General features: G+C 73.8%; 19 protein-coding genes. 13 read left to right on the forward strand and 6 right to left on the reverse strand.

Features of this window, described 5'->3' with window-relative positions; genetic code table 11:
- The first annotated feature begins 138 nt into the window (after positions 1-138).
- From ACFQ8T_RS15320 to ACFQ8T_RS15360, 9 genes are all read left to right on the forward strand, one after another.
- Positions 139-609 carry a cell division protein SepF gene (locus ACFQ8T_RS15320; RefSeq protein WP_430547377.1) on the forward strand — a complete coding sequence of 157 codons (471 nt, stop codon included), beginning with the start codon at positions 139-141 and terminating at the stop codon, positions 607-609.
- Positions 610-710: 101 nt separating this feature from the next.
- Positions 711-1,004 carry a YggT family protein gene (locus tag ACFQ8T_RS15325; protein WP_430547378.1) on the forward strand — a complete coding sequence of 98 codons (294 nt, stop codon included), beginning with the start codon at positions 711-713 and terminating at the stop codon, positions 1,002-1,004.
- Positions 1,005-1,224: 220 nt separating this feature from the next.
- Entirely contained in the window at positions 1,225-1,857 is a 633-nt protein-coding gene (locus ACFQ8T_RS15330) for a DivIVA domain-containing protein (RefSeq protein ID WP_429762172.1), read from the forward strand.
- Between the two features lie 159 nt (positions 1,858-2,016).
- Complete coding sequence (locus tag ACFQ8T_RS15335; protein WP_430547379.1) at positions 2,017-2,478, forward strand: TraR/DksA family transcriptional regulator; 462 nt, start codon at positions 2,017-2,019, stop codon at positions 2,476-2,478.
- 51 nt (positions 2,479-2,529) lie between these two features.
- A complete protein-coding gene (locus ACFQ8T_RS15340) occupies positions 2,530-3,198 on the forward strand; it encodes a signal peptidase II (protein ID WP_430547380.1) in 669 nt (222 codons plus the stop codon).
- Positions 3,195-4,139 (forward strand): RluA family pseudouridine synthase, encoded by a 945-nt coding sequence (locus tag ACFQ8T_RS15345; RefSeq protein ID WP_430547381.1) that lies wholly within the window; start codon positions 3,195-3,197, stop codon positions 4,137-4,139. Before ACFQ8T_RS15340 ends, ACFQ8T_RS15345 begins: the two co-directional genes overlap by 4 nt.
- Before the next feature lie 9 nt (positions 4,140-4,148).
- Positions 4,149-4,565: a YkvA family protein gene (locus ACFQ8T_RS15350; protein ID WP_430547382.1), complete on the forward strand. Its 417-nt coding sequence runs from the start codon at positions 4,149-4,151 to the stop codon at positions 4,563-4,565.
- An 80-nt stretch (positions 4,566-4,645) separates the two neighbouring features.
- Positions 4,646-8,233 carry a DNA polymerase III subunit alpha gene (dnaE, locus tag ACFQ8T_RS15355; RefSeq protein ID WP_430547383.1) on the forward strand — a complete coding sequence of 1,196 codons (3,588 nt, stop codon included), beginning with the start codon at positions 4,646-4,648 and terminating at the stop codon, positions 8,231-8,233.
- The gene (locus tag ACFQ8T_RS15360; protein WP_430547384.1) at positions 8,230-8,736 is read left to right on the forward strand and encodes an NUDIX domain-containing protein; all 507 of its coding nucleotides are present in this window, start codon (positions 8,230-8,232) and stop codon (positions 8,734-8,736) included. The genes dnaE and ACFQ8T_RS15360 overlap by 4 nt, the downstream gene beginning before the upstream one ends.
- 34 nt (positions 8,737-8,770) lie before the next feature.
- On the opposite strand, the gene ACFQ8T_RS15365 is transcribed toward ACFQ8T_RS15360, so the two are convergent.
- Together ACFQ8T_RS15365 and ACFQ8T_RS15370 are read right to left on the reverse strand one after the other, a co-directional pair.
- Positions 8,771-8,959 (reverse strand): hypothetical protein, encoded by a 189-nt coding sequence (locus ACFQ8T_RS15365; RefSeq protein WP_430547385.1) that lies wholly within the window; start codon positions 8,957-8,959, stop codon positions 8,771-8,773.
- On the reverse strand, positions 8,932-9,294 hold the full coding sequence (locus tag ACFQ8T_RS15370) for a hypothetical protein (protein WP_430547386.1): 363 nt from the start codon (positions 9,292-9,294) through the stop codon (positions 8,932-8,934). Before ACFQ8T_RS15370 ends, ACFQ8T_RS15365 begins: the two co-directional genes overlap by 28 nt.
- Before the next feature lie 98 nt (positions 9,295-9,392).
- Between ACFQ8T_RS15370 and ACFQ8T_RS15375 the strand changes: the two genes are divergently transcribed.
- Positions 9,393-9,797, forward strand: a complete 405-nt coding sequence (locus ACFQ8T_RS15375) for a pyridoxamine 5'-phosphate oxidase family protein (RefSeq protein WP_430547387.1) — start codon at positions 9,393-9,395, stop codon at positions 9,795-9,797.
- Positions 9,798-9,867: 70 nt separating this feature from the next.
- On the opposite strand, the gene ACFQ8T_RS15380 is transcribed toward ACFQ8T_RS15375, so the two are convergent.
- Positions 9,868-10,116, reverse strand: a complete 249-nt coding sequence (locus tag ACFQ8T_RS15380; protein ID WP_430547388.1) for an RNA-binding S4 domain-containing protein — start codon at positions 10,114-10,116, stop codon at positions 9,868-9,870.
- A gap of 58 nt (positions 10,117-10,174) precedes the next feature.
- Here ACFQ8T_RS15380 and hisD point away from each other — a divergent pair, with 58 nt between their 5' ends.
- Together hisD and ACFQ8T_RS15390 are read left to right on the forward strand one after the other, a co-directional pair.
- Positions 10,175-11,500, forward strand: a complete 1,326-nt coding sequence (hisD, locus tag ACFQ8T_RS15385) for a histidinol dehydrogenase (RefSeq protein ID WP_430547389.1) — start codon at positions 10,175-10,177, stop codon at positions 11,498-11,500.
- Positions 11,501-11,647: 147 nt separating this feature from the next.
- The gene (locus tag ACFQ8T_RS15390; protein WP_430547390.1) at positions 11,648-15,010 is read left to right on the forward strand and encodes an SNF2-related protein; all 3,363 of its coding nucleotides are present in this window, start codon (positions 11,648-11,650) and stop codon (positions 15,008-15,010) included.
- 33 nt (positions 15,011-15,043) lie between these two features.
- Here ACFQ8T_RS15390 and ACFQ8T_RS15395 read toward each other — a convergent pair whose 3' ends face one another.
- The gene (locus tag ACFQ8T_RS15395; RefSeq protein WP_430547426.1) at positions 15,044-17,278 is read right to left on the reverse strand and encodes a RecQ family ATP-dependent DNA helicase; all 2,235 of its coding nucleotides are present in this window, start codon (positions 17,276-17,278) and stop codon (positions 15,044-15,046) included.
- A 265-nt stretch (positions 17,279-17,543) separates the two neighbouring features.
- Positions 17,544-17,966 carry a hypothetical protein gene (locus tag ACFQ8T_RS15400; RefSeq protein WP_430547391.1) on the reverse strand — a complete coding sequence of 141 codons (423 nt, stop codon included), beginning with the start codon at positions 17,964-17,966 and terminating at the stop codon, positions 17,544-17,546.
- Between the two features lie 79 nt (positions 17,967-18,045).
- Between ACFQ8T_RS15400 and ACFQ8T_RS15405 the strand changes: the two genes are divergently transcribed.
- Positions 18,046-18,567, forward strand: coding sequence for a Rieske (2Fe-2S) protein (locus ACFQ8T_RS15405; RefSeq protein WP_430547392.1), 522 nt, complete (start codon positions 18,046-18,048; stop codon positions 18,565-18,567).
- A gap of 65 nt (positions 18,568-18,632) precedes the next feature.
- On the opposite strand, the gene adhP is transcribed toward ACFQ8T_RS15405, so the two are convergent.
- Entirely contained in the window at positions 18,633-19,664 is a 1,032-nt protein-coding gene (adhP, locus tag ACFQ8T_RS15410; protein ID WP_430547393.1) for an alcohol dehydrogenase AdhP, read from the reverse strand.
- Between the last annotated feature and the right edge of the window lie 215 nt (positions 19,665-19,879).

Genomic DNA, 19,879 nt, shown 5'->3' on the forward strand with positions numbered 1-19,879 from the left:
TCGCCGAGAGCGGCCTGACACGCCCGCGACGCACGACACACCGGCGTGTCGTGCGTCGATGCCGCCGCGGGCGTGGTTAACGTCGTGGCACCCGTCCGGGACGGAGGGCGGGGACGTGGCGACGAACGGAGCAAGGCGATGGGCGGAGCGCTTCGCAAGACGATGCTGTACCTGGGGCTCGCCGACGACCAGGGTGAGTCGGAGGAGTACCTCGACGAGTACGAGGAGCTGGAGGCACCGGTGCGCGACCGTGACGACTACCAGGCGCAGGTCACCCCGCTGCACCGAGGCGGAGGGAGCGAGTCGGTGATCGCCTCCGACCTGCGACGCATCACGACCATCCACCCGCGCTCGTACAACGACGCCCGCACCATCGGCGAGGCCTTCCGGGGCGGCACGCCGGTGATCATGAACCTCTCCGACATGGACGACGCCGACGCGAAGCGCCTCGTGGACTTCTCGGCGGGCCTGATCTTCGGGCTGCGCGGGTCGATCGAGCGCGTGACGAACAAGGTCTTCCTGCTCTCGCCGGAGCACGTGGAGATCGCGGGCGAGGAGCCGCCGGCGGAGAAGACCCCCGGACGCGGGGCGTTCTACAACCAGAGCTGACCGCGCGCCCGAGAGCGCCGATCGCACGCCGATCGCACCGTCCGGCACGGGCCGGGGCAGTTCTGCCCCGGCCCTGCGTCGTGCTCGGGTAGGTTCGACCCGTGAGTCTCGTCTTCAACCTGGTCTACCTGGTCCTGTGGCTGTTCCTGCTGTGCCTCATCGTCCGGCTCGTCTTCGACTGGGTGCAGTTCTTCGCGCGCGACTGGCGGCCGAAGGGCGTGCTGCTGGTCCTGGCGGAGGCGGTCTACACGGTCACCGACCCGCCGCTGCGCTTCCTGCGCAGGCTGATCCCGCCCCTGACCCTCGGCCAGATCCGTCTCGACATCGCCTTCCTCGTGCTCTTCATCGGCACGGGCATCCTCATGCGGGTGGCGTCGTTCCTGGCCGCGGTGTGACCCCGCTGCGGTGACCTGGGCGGCGCTCGCGCTGTGACCTCGGTCGGGGTTCGCCCCGGGCGTCGAGGGGCGCCCCGGTGCTGACCTGTGAAGACGTCGTGTGGGCGCGACGACCCGGCCTCGTCGGGCAGGTCGCCCGCCGACACGTCCGCTACCGTGGTCATCCAGACGGCCCGGGAACCGGGTCCCACCGACCCTGCAAGAACGATGAGGTGAGACGATGGCGCTGCTGACGGCAGAGGACATCCTGAACAAGAAGTTCGCCGCGACCAAGTTCCGCGAGGGCTACGACGTCGAAGAGGTCGACGACTTCCTCGACGAGGTCGTGCGGACCCTCACGGCGGTCCAGGAGGAGAACGACGACCTCCGCTCCAAGCTCACCGCGGCCGAGCACCGGGTCGCCGAGCTGAGCCGCTCGGACGCCGCGCAGCAGGCGCAGCCGACGCCGACCCCGGCGCCCGCCCCGACCCCGGCGCCTGCCCCGGCCGCCGCGAAGCAGCAGCCCGCGGAGCCGGAGTCCGCGACCGGGATGCTCCAGCTGGCCCAGAAGCTGCACGACGACTACGTGCGGTCCGGTCAGGAGGAGGGCGACCGTCTCATCACGGAGGCCAAGTCCGAGGGCTCGCGCATCGTCCGCGAGGCCGAGGAGACCAGCCACCGCACCCTCTCGCAGCTCGAGCAGGAGCGGTCGCTCCTCGAGCGCAAGATCGACGAGCTCCGCCTCTTCGAGCGCGACTACCGCACGCGCCTCAAGAGCTTCCTGCAGAACCTGCTGGGCGACCTCGACGCCCGCGGCTCGGCCCTGCCGCCGCAGCGGCAGAACGCCAACGCCGGTCGCGGCTCGGAGCTCTGAGCGGGGGGCCGTCACCCCGCGTACCCCGCTCCTTCGTCACGCCTCACGCCGAGCGGCCCGCACGACACGCACGCCTCTACCGCGCGTGCTGTTGTGCGGGCCGCTCGGCGCACTTACGCTGCGGTGACTCGTCGTCGACGCACCAACGAAAGGGCACCGATGGCCAAGCTTTCGACCACCACGCGCGCGGCACTGCGGGAGAACTTCCCGCACCTCGCGCGCGACGTGAAGTCCTTCCCGGTCCGTGACGGCGAGGACCCCTGGACCCTGCCCGAGGTGGAGGAGCTGGCGGCCTTCCTGCTCGAGGAGAAGGAGCGCCTCGAGCGCGAGCTCGCGGCCGCCGACCAGGAGCTGTCGGACCTGCTGCGCAACTCTGGCGACGGCGCGGGCGACGACCAGGCGGACTACGGCTCGAGCGCGCTCGAGCGCGAGCAGGAGCTCACGCTGGTCAACAACATGCGCGACCTGCTCGCCCAGACCGCGCACGCCGTCGACCGCATCCGCAAGGGCACCTACGCCACCTGCGAGATCACCGGGCTGCCGATCGGCAAGGCGCGCCTGCAGGCGTTCCCGCGCGCGACGCTGTCGGTCGAGGCGAAGGCGCGCGAGGAGCGACGCTGACCGGGCGGTCCCGCCCCGACGACCGGCGCGGTCCGCCTACACTTGCGGACGATGTCGACCACGCCCGCCGGCTCCGCCCCGGCCCCTGAGCCCGTGCCGCGCGACGGCGCCCCCGAGATGCCCGGGTCGGACGCGCCCGCCGGGGCCGCTGCGCCGCAGGACACCGGGGCGCCGGTGTCCGCGGAGCGTCGCCGGCGGCTGATCACGGGAACCTTCGTGCTCGCCGCGCTGGTGCTGCTGGTCGACCAGCTGACGAAGTGGTGGGCCGAGTCCGCCCTGGTGTGGGGCGACGACCCGAAGCCGCTGATCGGCGAGCTGCTGCAGCTCCGGCTGATCTACAACCCCGGCGCGGCGCTCTCCATCGCCACGGGCATGACGTGGATCCTCACGATCGTGGTGGTGATCGTCGTGGTCGTCATCGTCCGCGCCATCCGCCGGATCGGCTCGACCGGCTGGGCGGTGGCGCTCGGGCTGCTGCTGGGCGGCGCGCTGGGCAACCTCGGCGACCGCTTCTTCCGCGAGCCGGGCTTCGCCCGCGGGCACGTGGTCGACTTCATCGACTACGGCGTCTTCGTCGGCAACGTCGCGGACATCGCCATCGTCGCCGCCGCGGTGCTCATCGTCGTCCTGTCCTTCCGGGGGATCGGCCTGGACGGCCGCCGGCACGTCGAGAGCGAGGACACCCCGGCAGAGCCGTCCGAGCCGACAGAGGGGCGGTGACCGTGCCGACCGGTTCCACCCGCACCCTGCCCGTGCCCGACGGCCTCGCGGGCGAGCGCGTCGACGCCGCGCTCGCGCGGATGCTCGGCTTCTCCCGCACCCAGGCCGCGGAGCTGGCGGCCTCCGGCGCCGTGCTCCTCGACGGGCGCGAGGTCGGGAAGTCCGACCGGGTCGTCGCCGGCGGCTGGCTCGAGGTCACGGTGCCGGACGCGCGGCCCGCGGCGCCGGTCGTCGCCGAGCCGGTGCCCGGCATGGGGATCGCCTACGAGGACGACGACGTCGTGGTCGTCGACAAGCCGGTCGGTGTCGCGGCGCACCCGTCGCCGGGCTGGACCGGCCCCACCGTGGTCGGCGCGCTGGCCGCGGCCGGCTACCGCATCGCGACGTCCGGCGCGGCGGAGCGGCAGGGCATCGTGCACCGGCTGGACGTCGGCACGTCGGGCCTCATGGCCGTGGCGAAGAGCGAGGCGGCGTACACCGGGCTCAAGCGGGCGTTCAAGGAGCGCACGGTCGAGAAGGTCTACCACGCGCTGGCGCAGGGCCACCCCGAGCCCACGACGGGCACGATCGACGCGCCGATCGGGCGCCACCCCAGCGCCGACTACAGGTTCGCCGTCGTCGCGGACGGCAAGCACTCGGTGACGCACTACGAGGTGCTCGAGATGCTGCCCGCCGCGTCGCTCGTCGAGGTGCACCTCGAGACCGGCCGCACCCATCAGATCCGGGTGCACTTCCAGGCGGTGCGGCACCCGCTGGTCGGCGACCTCACCTACGGCGCGGACCCCGTGCTCGCGTCGAAGGTGGGGCTGGAGCGCCAGTGGCTGCACGCCGTACGGCTCGGGTTCGAGCACCCGCTCACCGGCCGCTGGGTGGAGGTCACCAGCGAGTACCCCGACGACCTGGCGCACGCGCTCGAGGTCGTCCGCGGGGCCTACCGGTAGGCAGCCCTGGTGCCCGACCTGCCCTGGTGGGCGGACGTCCTCGCCGGCCTCGTGGTGGCCGTGCTCGCGCTCTGGGCGCTGCTGGCCGCCGGCCTGCTCGTCGTGCGGCGGCGCACCGGTCGCGGCTCGCTGCGCGGCGCCGTGCGCCTGCTGCCCGACGTGCTGCGCCTGGTGAGGCGGCTCGCGGGGGACCGCACGCTGTCGCGTCGCGTGCGCGCCCTGCTCGTCGTGCTCATGGGCTACCTCGCGATGCCGATCGACCTCGTCCCGGACGTCGTCCCCGTGCTCGGCTGGGCCGACGACGTGATCGTCGTGGCGCTCGTCCTGCGGGCCGTGGTGCGCAGCGCGGGACCCGACGTCGTGCGCCGGCACTGGCCGGGGACCGAGGACGGCCTGGCCGTGCTGCGGCTCCTCGTGCGGTGGTGACGGGACGCCTCCGCGGCCCTGTGAGGTTCCCCTCGGCGGGGCGGCCCGGAGTGTCGGAGGCGACTGCCTAGACTCGGTCCATGCCCGACGCAGGTTCCTCCACCGCCCAGCCGACCGGTACCTCCGAGGACGACTTCGTCCACCTGCACGTGCACACCGAGTACTCGATGCTCGACGGCGCGGCGCGCATGAACGACCTGTTCAGCGAGGTGTCGCGGCTCGGCCAGAAGGCCATCGCGATTACGGACCACGGGTACCTGTTCGGCGCGTTCGACTTCTGGAGCACGGCGCAGAAGCACGGGGTCAAGCCGATCATCGGCGTCGAGGCGTACGTGACGCCGGGCACCAGCCGCCACGACCGCACCAAGGTGCTGTGGGGCGAGCAGCACCAGCGGCGCGACGACGTCTCCGCGGGCGGCGCCTACACGCACATGACGCTCTGGGCGCGCGACAACGAGGGGATGCACAACCTCTTCCGCGCGTCGTCGCTCGCGTCGCTGGACGGCCAGATGGGCAAGTGGCCGCGCATGGACCGCGAGCTCCTCGAGACGTACGGCAAGGGCCTCATGGGCACCTCGGGCTGCCCCTCCGGCGAGGTGCAGACGCGGCTGCGCCTGGGCCAGTGGGACGAGGCGGTGCGTGCGGCGGGCGAGCTGCAGGACATCCTCGGCAAGGAGAACTTCTTCGTCGAGCTGATGGACCACGGGATCGAGATCGAGTCCCGCACGTACAAGGACCTGCTGCGCCTCGCGGAGCACATCGACGCGCCGCTCGTGGCCACCAACGACCTGCACTACACGAAGCAGGAGGACGCGCACTCGCACGAGGTGCTGCTCGCCGTGAACTCGGGGTCGACGCTCGACGAGCCGACCTACGACCAGGGCGGCAGCCGGTTCGCCTTCAGCGGCGACAGCTTCTACGTGCGCTCGGGCGCGGAGATGCGCCGCCTGTTCTCCGAGCTGCCGCAGGCGATCGAGAGCACGCTGCTCATCGCCGAGCGCTGCGAGGTCTCGTTCGACACCAAGGCGAACTACATGCCGCGGTTCCCGGTGCCGGACGGCGAGGACGAGGTCAGCTGGTTCGTCAAGGAGGTCGAGGCCGGTCTGCGCCGCCGCTACCCCGACGGCATCGGCGACGACGTGCGCAAGCAGGCGAACTACGAGGTCGAGGTCATCATCCAGATGGGCTTCCCGGGGTACTTCCTCGTGGTGGCCGACTTCATCAACTGGGCCAAGGAGCAGGGCATCCGCGTGGGTCCGGGCCGCGGCTCGGCCGCCGGCTCGATGGTGTCCTACGTCATGGGCATCACGGAGCTCGACCCGCTCAAGCACGGCCTGATCTTCGAGCGCTTCCTCAACCCGGAGCGCATCTCCATGCCCGACGTCGACGTCGACTTCGACGAGCGCCGGCGCGCCGAGGTCATCCGGTACGTCACCGAGAAGTACGGCGACGACCGCGTCGCGATGATCGTCACCTACGGCTCCATCAAGGCGAAGCAGGCGCTCAAGGACGGCTCCCGCGTGCTCGGGTTCCCCTTCGCGATGGGGGAGAAGCTCACCAAGGCGATGCCGCCCGCCGTCATGGGCAAGGACATCCCGCTGTCGGGCATCTTCGACCCGAAGCACGAGCGCTACGCCGAGGCGGCGGAGTTCCGCGCGGTGCACGACGCCGACCCCGAGGCCCAGCGCGTGGTCGAGACGGCCCGCGGCATCGAGGGCCTGAAGCGCCAGTGGGGCGTGCACGCCGCGGGCGTCATCATGTCGAGCCATCCGCTGATCGACATCATCCCGATCATGCGGCGCCCGCAGGACGGCGCGGTCATCACGCAGTTCGACTACCCGACGTCCGAGGGCCTCGGCCTCATCAAGATGGACTTCCTCGGGCTGCGCAACCTCACGATCCTCGACGACGCGCTCGAGAACATCGTCATGAACGGCAAGGAGCCGGTGGCGATCGAGACGGTCGAGCTCGACGACAAGGCCACTTACGACCTGCTTGCCCGCGGCGACACGCTCGGCGTGTTCCAGCTCGACGGCGGCGCGATGCGCTCGCTGCTGCGCCAGATGCGGCCGGACAACTTCGAGGACGTCTCCGCCGTCATCGCGCTGTACCGCCCCGGGCCGATGGGCATGAACTCCCACATCAACTACGCCCTGCGCAAGAACGGCATGCAGAAGATCGAGCCGATCCACCCGGAGCTCGAGGAGCCGCTCAGCGAGGTGCTCGGCGAGACGTACGGCCTCATCGTCTACCAGGAGCAGGTGCAGCGCGCCGCCCAGATCCTCGCCGGGTACTCGCTCGGCCAGGCCGACCTGCTGCGGCGCGCGATGGGCAAGAAGAAGAAGGAGATCCTCGACAAGGAGTTCGTCCCCTTCGAGGCGGGCATGAAGGAGCGCGGCTACTCCAAGCCCGCGATCCAGGCGGTCTGGGACACCCTGGTGCCGTTCGCCGGGTATGCGTTCAACAAGGCGCACTCCGCCGGGTACGGCGTCGTCTCGTACTGGACGGCGTACCTCAAGGCGAACTACCCGACCGAGTACATGGCCGGCCTGCTGCAGAGCGTGCGGGACGACAAGGACAAGATGGCGCTCTACCTGGGCGAGTGCCGTCGCATGCACATCACGGTGCTGCCGCCCGACGTCAACGACTCCGCGGCCAAGTTCACCGCCGTCGGCGACGACATCCGCTTCGGCCTGACGGCGATCCGCAACGTCGGCGCCAACGTCGTGGACGCGATCATCGCCGCGCGCGAGGAGAAGGGTGCGTTCACCTCGTTCACGGACTTCCTCGACAAGGTGCCGGCCGTGGTCTGCAACAAGCGCACCATCGAGTCGCTCATCAAGGCCGGGGCGTTCGACTCGCTCGGCCACCCGCGCCGGGCCCTGCTCGTGGTGCACGAGCAGGCCGTGGACTCGGTCATCTCCGTGAAGCGCAAGGAGGCCGAGGGCCAGTTCGACCTCTTCGCCGGCTTCGGCGGTGCGGAGGAGGACGCGGCGATGACGTTCGCCGTCGACGTGCCCGACCTGCCCGACTGGGACAAGAAGCAACGGCTCGCGTTCGAGCGCGAGATGCTCGGGCTGTACGTGTCGGACCATCCGCTGTCGGGCCTGGAGCACGTGCTGGCGCGGGCGGCGGACACGTCGATCGCGTCGCTGATGGCCGACGAGGGGCGGCAGGACGGCTCGCAGGTCACGGTGGCGGGTCTGCTCACCAGCGTGCAGCGCAAGATGAGCAAGAACGGCAACCCCTGGGCGGCCGTCACGGTCGAGGACCTCGAGGGTGCCGTCGAGGTGATGTTCTTCGGCGAGACGTACCTCGCGTACTCGACGATCCTCGCGGAGGACCAGGTCGTCACGCTGCGCGGCCGGGTGCGGCGCCGCGACGACCAGATGCAGCTGCAGGCGATGGAGGTCTCTCTGCCGGACACGTCCGCCGTCGCCGACGCGCCCGTGCTGGTCACCGTCCCGCACACCCGCTGCGTCGAGCCGGTGATGGTGCGGCTGCGCGAGGTGCTCGCCACGCACCCGGGCTCGGCGGAGGTGCACGTGAGCGTCGCGGAGCCCGGCAAGCGGACGGTGGTGCGCGCGGCGGACACGCTGCGGGTCGAGAAGTCGCCCGCGCTGTTCGGCGACCTCAAGGCGCTCCTCGGCCCGAGCTGCCTGTCGTGACGGGTCGGGGGGCCGCGGTGGACGACGGCTCGGCGGACCACCGGTTCCGCGTCGTCCCGGCCGCCTACGTCTACCTGCGCCGCGAGGGCCAGGTGCTGCTGCAGCTGCGGCAGGGCACGGGGTACAGGGACGGGCACTGGGCGGCCGCCGCGGCGGGGCACGTCGAGGCGGGGGAGTCCGTCCTCGACGCCGCCGTGCGGGAGGTGCGCGAGGAGCTCGGTGTCGAGGTGGACCCGGCCGATCTCGTACCGGTGACCACGATGCACCGCGGACAGCCCGGCGGCCCGGCGCTCGAGCAGCGGGTCGACTTCTTCTTCACGGCCACCCGTTGGGCGGGCGCCCCGGAGATCCGCGAGCCGGAGAAGGTCGGGGACCTGCGCTGGTTCCCGTTCGTCGCGCTGCCCGACCCGGTCGTGCCGCACGAGCTGGTGGTGCTGCGCGCCCTGCACGACGAAGGGCGACACGGTACCCGCGTGCCGCCGATCCTCACCGGCGGGTTCTGACCCGGCGCGGCCAGATCGGATCGGGGCCGGCGGATCAGTGGTGGTGGCCGTGCGCCGCGTGCGGGTCGTACGCCGTCGCCCCGGGCCGGGACCACGGCGGCACCGGGCGTCCGCGGTCCTTCCACCACGTGGCGGTCGGGTGCTGCGGCCACCCGGCGGGGGAGTCCTCCCAGCGCTCCTGCCGCCCGTACACCGTCAGGTCGAGCAGCTGCGCCTGCGCCATGATCGCCTCGACCCGCGGTGCGTGGTCTCGTTCGTGAGGACCCGGTCGCCGACGCGCAGGTAGCAGGAGATCAGCCCGCGGTCGTCGCTGAGCCCGCCGCCCACCGCCTCGTCGGTCACGCCCTGCATCGAGTACCAGGGCACGCGGTAGCCCATGAACTCCACGAACGGGGCGACCTCGCCCCAGGGGCCCCCGCAGAAGACGGCGAACGTCACGCCGCGATGGTCGCCCTCGCGGGTGTGCGCCTTCTCGCGGGCGCGCAGCTCCTCACGGTCGCGCAGCCAGGTGGCGCGGTCGACGACGGCGGGAGCGGGGGTGGGGACGGTGGCGGTCACGGCGGGCTCCTCGGGCAGGACGGTCCGGCCGGTCGTGGGACCGCAGCCCGCCTCCGGACTCATCGGTGGGCTGCCACCGGCGGCCGTAGGCTCGGGGCGTGTTCCGCCTCAACCCCGAGCAGCTCGTGTTCGTCACCGAGCGCCACCTCGCCACCCTCACCACCCTGCGCGCGGACGGCAGCCCGCACGTCGTCCCCGTCGCCTTCACCTGGGACGCCGACGCCGGGGTCGCGCGCACCACGGCACGGCGCACGTCGACGAAGGTCGCCAACGCGCGCCGGGCGACGGCCGACGGGGGCCGGCCGCGGGCCGCGCTCTGCCAGGTCGACGGCGGGCGGTGGCTGACGCTCGAGGGGACGATCGAGGTGAGCGAGGACCCGGACGAGGTCGCGGACGCCGTCGTGCGGTACGCGAAGCGCTACCGACCGCTCGAGCACGACCCCGAGCGCGTCGTCCTGCGCCTCACCCCCGACCGCGCGATGGCCTCCACCTACATGGCCTGATCGTCGTGGGCGCTCGTTCGATGCTGTGGGTCGTGCGACAGCGCCACACGAACGCCCACCACGGTCCGCGTCAGGCGACGACGGCGGTCTCGTCGCCCTCGGGGAGCGCCACGGTGACGCGGTCGCCGCGGACGAGCTGGCGACCGCGCCGGGTCTCCGCCTCGCCGTTGACGCTGACCTCGCCGTCGGCGACCAGGTCGCGGGCGTGCGTGCCGGACTCGGCCAGCCCCGCGAGCTTGAGGAACTGACCCAGGCGGATCATGTCGTCGCGGATCGGGACGTCCATGCCGTCGTGGTGGCTGTCGTGGTCGGCGCTCATGCGTCCATTCTCCGGCACCGGCGCCCGGGCGGCGGTGCGCGCTGCCTAGACTGGCCGGGTGATCCGACGCATCGACCTCCGCGGGCAGGACCTGACCCGCACCGAGCTGCTCGGGGTGCTGCCGCGCCCCGAGGTCGGGGTGGACCAGGCGATCCAGGCCGTCACCCCGATCATCGCCGACGTCCGGGCCCGCGGCGCCGCCGCGCTCCGTGACCTGTCGGAGCGCCTCGACGGTGTGCGGCCGGAGCATCTGCGGGTCCCGGCGGCCGCGCTGGCCGACGCGCTCGAGGAGCTCGACCCTCAGGTACGGGCGGGCCTGGAGGAGGCGATCCGCCGCGTGCGCGCGGTGCACGCCGCGCAGGTGCCGACCGAGCACGCCACGCAGCTCGCGCCCGGTGCCGTCGTGCGCCAGCGGTGGGTCCCCGTGCAGCGCGTGGGCCTGTACGTGCCCGGCGGCCGCGCCGTGTACCCGTCGTCCGTGATCATGAACGTGGTCGCCGCGCAGGAGGCCGGGGTTCCCGGGCTCGCCGTCGCGTCCCCGCCGCAGAAGGACGCCGGCGGGCTGCCGCACCCGACGATCCTCGCGGCCTGCGCGCTGCTCGGGGTCGACGAGGTGTACGCCGTCGGCGGCGCGCAGGCGGTGGCGATGTTCGCGTACGGGGCCGCCGGCACCGAGCCGCAGGACGGCGACGTGCTGTGCGAGCCGGTGGACGTCGTGACGGGCCCCGGCAACGTGTACGTGACGGCGGCCAAGCGCCTGGTGCGCGGCGTCGTCGGCATCGACGCCGAGGCCGGGCCCACGGAGATCGCCGTGCTGGCCGACGCCACCGCCGACCCGGGGCACGTCGCCCTCGACCTCATCAGCCAGGCCGAGCACGACCCGATGGCCGCCTCCGTGCTGGTCACCCCGTCCGTGGAGCTCGCCGGCGCCGTGGAGGCCCGGCTGAGCGACCTGGTGGGCTCCACCAAGCACTCCGCACGCGTCCTGCAGGCGCTCAGCGGGCCGCAGTCCGCCGTCGTCCTCGTCGACGACCTGGAGCAGGGCCTCGCGGTGGTGGACGCCTACGGCGCGGAGCACCTGGAGATCCAGACCGAGGGGGCCGCGGCGCTCGCGGAGCGCGTGCGCTCGGCGGGGGCGATCTTCGTCGGCCCGTGGTCGCCGGTCTCCCTCGGCGACTACATGGCGGGCAGCAACCACGTGCTCCCCACCGGCGGCTCGGCGCACTTCTCCAGCGGCCTCGGCGTGCACGCCTACCTGAAGTCCGTGCAGGTGGTGGAGTACACCCGCGACGCGCTCGAGGAGCTGGGCGACCGTATCGTCGCCGTCGCGAACGACGAGGACCTGCCCGCGCACGGCGAGGCCGTCCGCGGGCGCTTCCTCTGAGCTGCGTCGCCTGAGCGCCGGCACCTGAGCGGCGCCGGAGCATGGCCGTCGCGTCGACGGTCTGCTCTCGCGGCTCGGAAGAATAGTGTGCCAAGCGCCACGGCTGACGCCGGCGGCCGCGTCGGAGGGCCGTGCGAGCATGGACGCATGCCCGCGCCGCCACCCCGCCTCGACCCGGTCGTGGTGGGCGACGTCGTCGGGAGCGCGACGTTCCGGCGGGCCCAGGGCTACCAGCGCGCGGGCATGGTGCGCACGTGGCACTGGGACCCTGACGCGCGGGAGCTCACGGCCCGCGTCGCGGGCAGCGGGAGCCAGCCGTACAGCTGCCGCGTGTCGTTCGCCGTCGGGTCCGACGGGCGGTACGGCTACGAGGGCTCGACGTGCAGCTGCCCGGTCCGCGAGGACTGCAAGCACGTCGCGGCCGTGCTCCTGCACGTCGGCGCCGACCCTGAGGCGACCGACGCCGCGGGGGCCGACGCCGGAGACGAGGACGACGTGCCCGTCGGGTGGCGCGGGCGCCTGGCCGGGGTGACCGGGGCCCGGGACCCCGGATCGCGCGAGTCCGCCGCCCGCGACGGCGGTGTCCTCCCGGTCGCGCTGCGGTTCCGGCTCGACGAGGCGTTCGGCGGCCTGCCCCCGGAGCTCTCGGTGCGGCCGGTCGTGCCCGGGCGCACCGGCTGGAAGGTCGCCCCCGAGGCGAGCTGGGAGGCGCTGGCCACCGGCCTGTACGCGTTCGCCGACGTGCGCGCCACGCCCGCACCCGAGGTACGACGCTGGTTCGCGGACCTCGGGTCCGCGCTCGGCGACGGAGGCGGGTTCGGTCGCGGTCGGCGCGCCTGGCGCCCCCTGGCCGCCGGCGGCCGCGGGCTGTGGGCGCTGCTGGCCGAGGCCGCCGACCTGGAGATCCCGTTCGTCGCGCACGGGTCGCGCGACGAGGTGCTCCTGGCGGACGCGGCGGAGATCCGGCTGACGGTCGGGACGGGGATCGGGGCGGCGGCGGCGGACGGTGCGACGGACGCTGGGGTGCGCCTCGACCCGGTCGTCGCGTTCGACGGCGTCGACGCGACACCGGGGTCCCGGCTCGGCACGGTGGGCGACACGGGCCTGTACGCGGTCGAGGCCTCCGACCGGCGGACCGTGCTCCGGCTCGGCCCGACGCCGCGCCGGTTGTCCGACGCCGCGCGCGAGCTCGTCGTCGTCGGCCGGGTGGAGGTGCCCGGCGACGACGTGGGGGAGCTCTATGCCGAGCATCTCCCCGTGCTCCGCCGCGCCGTGCGCGTCGTGTCCGACGGGTCCGTCGCGCTGCCCGACCCGCCGCGGCCCGTGCTCGTCGCCGTGGTGGCCTTCGCGTCGCCGGAGCACGCGCTCCTGTCGTGGAGGTTCGAGTACCCGCCACCCGGGCCCCTGGTGCCGGGCGCGGGCTCGGCGCGTCGCGTCCCGCTGGACGGCGCGGCGTCGGACCCGGTGCGAGACCCGGACGCCGAGGTCGAGATCCGTGCCAAGGCCCAGGCGACCGTCCGAGGCGTGCCGGGCTTCGAGCGCTTCGACCTCGCCGGCCGGACGGAGCTGAAGGGCCTGGACGCCCTCGACCTGGCCCACGGCGTGCTCCCCGCGCTGGCGGCCGCGACGGACGTGCGCGTCGACGCGAGCGAGGTGCCGCACTACCTGCACCTGGACGCCGCCCCCCGCGTCGTCGTCTCCGGGGCGCCCTCGGGGGACGCCGACTGGCTCGACCTCGGGGTCTCGGTGACCGTCGGGGGCAAGGAGATCCCGTTCGCCCGCCTGTTCACGGCCCTCGCCCGCGGCGACAAGCGGCTGCTCCTGGTCGACGGGTCGTGGCTGCGTCTCGACAACCCGGTGCTGGGCCGCCTGCGCGACCTCATCACGGAGGCCACCGCGCTGAGCGACCGGCCGGGCAAGGCGCGGGTCAGCCGCTACGACGCCGACCTGTGGGGCGGGCTCGAGGACGTCGCCGACGTCGTCGAGGCCGCGGAGGCCTGGCGGCTTTCGCTGGCCGGCCTGCGCGCGCTCGCGGCGGGGGAGCGCGTCACCGAGGTGCTGGACGTCCCCGAGGGCGTGCGGGCCGAGCTGAGGCCGTACCAGCGGCAGGCGTTCGAGTGGCTGACCTTCCTGTGGCGGCACGGGCTCGGGGGGATCCTGGCCGACGACATGGGTCTCGGCAAGACCGTCGAGGCCCTCACGTTCCTGGCGCACGCGCGGACGACGGCACCGGACGCCCCGCCGTTCGTCGTCGTGGCGCCCGCGTCGGTGGTGGGGAACTGGGTGGACGAGGCGGCGCGCTTCACGCCCGGGCTGCGGGTGGCAGCGATGCCCGCCACGTCGCGCACGCTCGGCACCGACCTGGCCGAGCTCGCCCGCGGGGCCGACGTGGTCGTGACGTCGTACGCCGTCTTCCGCCTCGAGTTCGACGCGTTCGACGCCCTCGAGTGGGGCGGGCTGATCCTCGACGAGGCGCAGGTGGCGAAGAACCCCCGCACGCGGGCGCACGAGACCGCCCGGATGCTGCGGGCCCCGTTCAAGCTCGCGATCACCGGCACGCCGCTCGAGAACAACCTCATGGAGCTGTGGGCGGCTCTCGCGATCGTCGCGCCGGGCCTCTACCCGTCGATGCACCGCTTCAAGGCCGAGACGGCGCGCCTGGTCGACGCCGCGGCCGCCGACGACGACCCCCACGTGGTCGCGGCCGGCAACCGCGCGCTCGCGCGGCTCAAGCGCCGGATCCGCCCGCTCGTGCTGCGCCGCACCAAGGAGCAGGTCGCCCCCGAGCTGCCCGAGCGCACCGAGCGCGTGCTGCGCGTCCCCCTCACGCCCGACCACCGCAAGGTCTACGACACGCACCTGCAGCGCGAGCGGCAGCGGCTGCTGGGGCTGCTGGAGGACTTCGACGCGAACCGCGTGGCGATCTTCCGGTCGTTGACCACGCTGCGGCGCCTCGCGCTCGACGCCTCGCTGCTCGACGACGCCTACGCGGGCGTGGGTTCCGCCAAGCTCGACGTGGTGACCGACGAGCTGACCGAGATCGCGGCCGAGGGGCACCGGGCCCTCGTCTTCTCGCAGTTCACCTCGTTCCTACGGCGCGTCGAGCAGCGCGTGACCGCGGCCGGGCTGCCCGTCGTCTACCTCGACGGCGCCACCCGCCGGCGGGCCGACGTCGTGCGGGCCTTCAAGGAGGGCGACGCGCCCGTGTTCCTCATCTCGCTCAAGGCGGGCGGGGTCGGGCTCAACCTCACCGAGGCCGACTACGTCTACCTGCTCGACCCCTGGTGGAACCCCGCCACGGAGGCGCAGGCCGTGGACCGCACGCACCGCATCGGCCAGACCCGCAACGTCGTCGTGACGCGCCTTGTCGCGCAGGACACGATCGAGGAGAAGGTCATGGCGCTCGCGCAGCGCAAGGCCGCGCTGTTCGACGCCGTGCTCGACGACGCCGCGGGCACGTTCGCCCGGGCGCTCGCGGCCGACGACGTCCGGGGCCTGCTCGACGGCTGACATGCCCCGACGGTCCCGGGCGTCGTCGGTGCGTCAGCGCACCCCGAGGACGAACGGGTGCACCGCCGCGGCACCGGCCTGGCGCAGCAGCCGTGCGGCCACCGTGAGCGTCCAGCCGGACTCGGTCCAGTCGTCCACCAGCAGCACGGTGCGCCCGGGAAGGCCGCGCAGGGCAGCCTCGCCCAGCTCCAGCCGCAGGCGTCGCGCCACCCCCGCCAGCCGCATCGCCGAGTTCACGTCGTGCCGGTCGGGCTGCTCGGCTCCGGCGGCCGGGCCGACGGCGCCGATGAGCGGGACGCCCAGGTAGGCGGCCAGCCCGGACGCCAGGTGGTACGTCAGCTGCGGGCGCGTCGTGGACCGCACCGCCACGACACCTTCGATCACCGTGCGGCGCGCGCCCTCGGGGGCCTGCTCGCCTGCCTCGGCACCCTCGGGGCGGATCGCGTCCCAGTCGTCGAGGACCCGCGCGGCGGCGTGCCGCAGCGGCACGGGCACCTCGCCGTCCGGCGCGCCCGCGGCGAACAGGTCGCGCAGCGGGCCGGACCAGCCCAGGCCGTCCAGTCGCGCCACCGCGCGCCCGGGCTCGGCGCGCTCGTCGGGAGCGATCTTGCCCTTGAGGTCGAGGCCGAGGGCCGCGAGCCCGGACGGCCACATCGCGCGCGGCCCGACCTCCACGCCGGGCCGGTCCATGTCGGCCCGCGCGGCGGCGACGGCCTCCGCGTCGGGGACGGCGGGCAGCGTGACGCCGTCGCACCGGTCGCAGCGGCCGCAGGCCCAGCCGTCGGGCAGCTCCGGGTCGTCGAGCTGGGCGCGCAGGTACGCCATCCGGCAACCGGCGGTGGCCACGTAGTCGACCATCGCCTGCTGCTCCGCCTGGCGGGTGGCCTCCACCCGGGCGTAGCGCTCGGCGTCGTACGCCCACGGGGTGCCGGTGGCGACCCAGCCGCCCTGCACGCGGCGCACCGCGCCGTCGACGTCGAGCACCTTGAGCATCGTCTCCAGCCGGGACCGCTTGAGGTCGACCTGCGTCTCCAGCGCGGCGGTGGACTGCGCACCCTCGGACGCCCCGAGAGCGCCGAGCGTGGCGCGGACCTGCGGCTCGGCGGGGAACGCCTGTGACCCGAACCAGTCCCAGATCGCGCGGTCCTCGTGCCCGGGAAGAAGCACGACGACGGCGTCGTCCACGCCGCGGCCGGCACGGCCCACCTGCTGGTAGTAGGCGATGGGGGAGGACGGGGCGCCGAGGTGCACGACGAACGCGAGGTCGGGCTTGTCGAAGCCCATGCCGAGCGCGGACGTCGCCACCAGGGCCTTGACCCGGTTCTCCTTTAGGTCCTCCTCCAGCTGCTCCCGCTGGGTGGGGTCGGTCCGTCCGGTGTAGGCGGCGACCGCCAGGCCCGCGCCCCGGAGCTGCTCGGCCACCTGCTCGGCGGCGGACACGGTGAGGCAGTAGACGATGCCCGACCCCTCGACGTCCTGCAGCGCCTCGACGAGCCACGCCACCCGCGTGGGCTGGTCGGGGAGCTCGAGCACGGCGAGGTGGAGCGACTCGCGGTCCAGGCCGCCCCGCAGCACGAGCACGTCCTCGTCCGGGGCGGTGCCGCCGCCGGGGGCCGCGCCGTGCACGCCGAGCTGCTCGGCGACGTCGGCGGTGACGCGGGCGTTCGCCGTGGCCGTGGTCGCGAGCACGGGGATGCCGGGCGGCAGGTCGGCGAGCAGCGTGCGGATGCGGCGGTAGTCGGGCCGGAAGTCGTGGCCCCAGTCGGAGATGCAGTGCGCCTCGTCGATCACCACGAGGCCGGCGTCGGCCGCCAGGCGGGGGAGCACCTCGTCGCGGAACGCCGGGTTGTTGAGGCGCTCGGGCGAGCACAGCAGCACGTCCACCTCGCCGGCCGCGATGGCCGCGTGCACCTGGTCCCACTCGGTGACGTTCGACGAGTTGATCGTCACGGCGCGGATCCCGGCCCGCGCCGCCGCCGCGATCTGGTCGCGCATGAGCGCCAGGAGCGGCGAGACGATGACGGTGGGCCCCGCCCCCCGGGAGCGCAGCAGCGACGTGGCGACGAAGTACACGGCGGACTTGCCCCAGCCGGTGCGCTGCACGACGAGCGCGCGACGGCGGAACGCGACCAGGGCCTCGATCGCGCGCCACTGGTCCTCCCGCAGCGACGCGTCCTCCCGGCCGACGAGCGCGCGCAGCGCCTCCTCGGCCTGCTCGCGCAGCGTGCCGCCGCCCTCGCCCGCGCTGTCGAGCAGGCCGCGGAGCATCGCGAGCTTCGCCCGCTTGGCCGCGTCGGGCCCCGGGTCGCCCGTCGGGGTCGCGGGAGTCGTGGCCGACGGCGGGGCGGTCCGGGGTCCGGGCGGGGCGCCGCGCTCGTTCTCGGGCTCGCGCTCGGGCGCCTGGTCGTCGGGCGGCGGGACGTCCTCGTCCGTCGGGTCGAACACGAGGTCGGCGTACGGGTCGTCGGGGTGGCTCACGTCCTCGATCGTAGGGGGCGCCGCCGACGGCGTCGGCCCGCCCTCCACAGGCCCGTCATCGCACGTACTCCCGCAGGAGCGCCACGGCCGACGCCACCACCGCGACCACCTCGGCCGCGGCGGCGACGATCTCGGTGGTGCCCGCGAACGTCTCGTTGACGCCGTAGAAGCCGACCGTCGTCGACAGCACGAACGCCAGCAGGGTCAGGCCGCCGAAGCCGATCCCGCCGACGAGCGGCAGCCAGTGCCGCCACACCACGAGCAGCACGGCCAGCGCGACGCCGGCCACCGCGTTGAGGAGGAAGAGGGGGCCGACGACGGCGATGGTGTCGTACCCGTCGACGTAGAGCACGACGTGGACGACGGCCGAGACCAGGACCGCGAGAGAGGCGGCGAGCCGCCAGCCGCGCGCCGCGGGCGGCCGGGCCGGGCTCTGGGACCGCGGCCGAGGTGGCACCGCGCCGTGGGACGAGTCCATGATGATGATGCTCCCACTCCTCGGTGGTGCCGTCAGCGGAAGCGTCCGGCGGGCCGGGGCCCGACCCACCGGAGGCGTCATGCCGATCAGCCCGTCGACCCACCCGACCGTGCGGGACGTGCGCGACGTGAGCCCGGGGAGAGACGCGCTCGAGGGCGCCGCCTGCCCCTGCGGCCCGACCCGCCGACAGCTGCTGCGCGGCACGGGCGCGGCGGCCGGCGCGATCGCCGGCGTGGGGGTGCTCGCCGCCTGCGCGGAGCAGAAGCCGACGCCGCAGGAGGCGGCGGCCTCCGCGGGCGCGGCGGGGGCGGGCACCGTCGTCGTCGCGCTCGCCGACGTCCCGGTGGGCGGCGCCGTCGCCGCGAAGGTCGGGGGCCAGGACGTGCTCGTGACCCAGCCGACCCAGGGCGAGGTGCACGCGTTCAGCGCGATCTGCACGCACGCGGGTTGCACGGTCGCGCCCGGCGAGGGCGAGCTGCTGTGCCCGTGCCACCAGTCGCGCTACGCGCTGACGGACGCCGCCGTCCTCGGCGGGCCGGCGCCCGAGCCGCTCCCGGCGATCCAGGTCGAGGTCTCGGGGGAGGACGTCGTGCTCGCGTGAGGACGGCCCGGACGTGCGGAGGCCCGGCGGCACGCACCGCCGGGCCTCCGCGCGTCCGGGAGACGTCAGCTGCGCATGTCCATGACGACGCGACCGTCGATCTTGCCGGCGATCATCTCGTCGAAGATCGCGTTGATGTCGCCGAGGGGGCGCACGGTGTAGGTCGGGTCGACCTTGCCGCGGGCGAAGAAGTCGAGCGCCTCCGCCATGTCCTTGCGCGTGCCGACGATCGAGCCCCGGACGGTGAGCCCGAACAGGACCGTGGTGAAGATGTCCAGCGGGAACTTCTCCGGGGGCAGGCCGACGAGCGAGACCGTGCCGCCGCGGCGCAGCGCGCCGACGGCCTGCGGGAACGCGTGGGCGTTGACGGCCGTCACGAGCGCGCCGTGCACACCGCCGCCGGTCTTCTCCTGCAGCTCGGCCGCGGCGTCGGCCGAGGTGGCTGCGTTCACGGTCACCTCTGCGCCGTGCCGGCGCGCCAGCTCGAGCTTGGCGTCGTCGACGTCGACCGCGGCGACGCGGCGGCCCATGGCGACCGCGTACTGCACGGCGATGTGGCCGAGGCCGCCGATGCCGGAGATCAGCACCCACTCGCCGGGCTTGGTGTCGGTGACCTTGAGCCCCTTGTAGACGGTGACGCCGGCGCACAGGATCGGCCCGACGGCGGACAGGTCCACGCCCTCGGGGACGATCGGCGCGTACCGTGCGTCGACGAGCATGTACTGCCCGAACGAGCCGTCGACGGAGTAGCCGCCGTTCTTCTGGTTCGGGCAGAGGGTCTCCCACCCGGTCTCGCAGTACTCGCACTCGCCGCAGGCGCTCCACAGCCAGGCGTTGCCGACCGTGTCGCCGACCTTGACGCGGGTCACCTGGTCCCCGACGGCGACGACGTGCCCGACGCCCTCGTGGCCCGGGACGAACGGCGGGGCCGGCTTGACCGGCCAGTCGCCGTGCGCGGCGTGCAGGTCGGTGTGGCACACGCCCGTGTAGTCGACCTTGACCAGGGCCTCGTGCGGCCCGGGCGTCGGGATCTCGCGGTCCTCGACGGACAGGGGCTCGGTGAACGAGTGGACGACCGCGGCCTGCATGGTGCTCATCTGCTTCTCCCTCTCACGGGCCGCTCGGCGGCCCACACGGACGAACTGCTGATACCTCGACGGTAGGCACGATGCGCCCGCGGCGCAGTCCTCAGGCCTTGTGAAGACTGTCACAAGGCCCGGAGCCAGGCCGTTCGCGGCATGTGCAATTTTTCACAAAGCTGCTCGGCGGTCCGGGTCGGCAGGTGAGCCCGGCGACCGGTCCGTCGGCGGCG

Origin of the sequence: Isoptericola sp. NPDC056618, from assembly GCF_042792715.1 — a bacterium.
GTDB classification, from domain to species: domain Bacteria; phylum Actinomycetota; class Actinomycetes; order Actinomycetales; family Cellulomonadaceae; genus Isoptericola; species Isoptericola nanjingensis.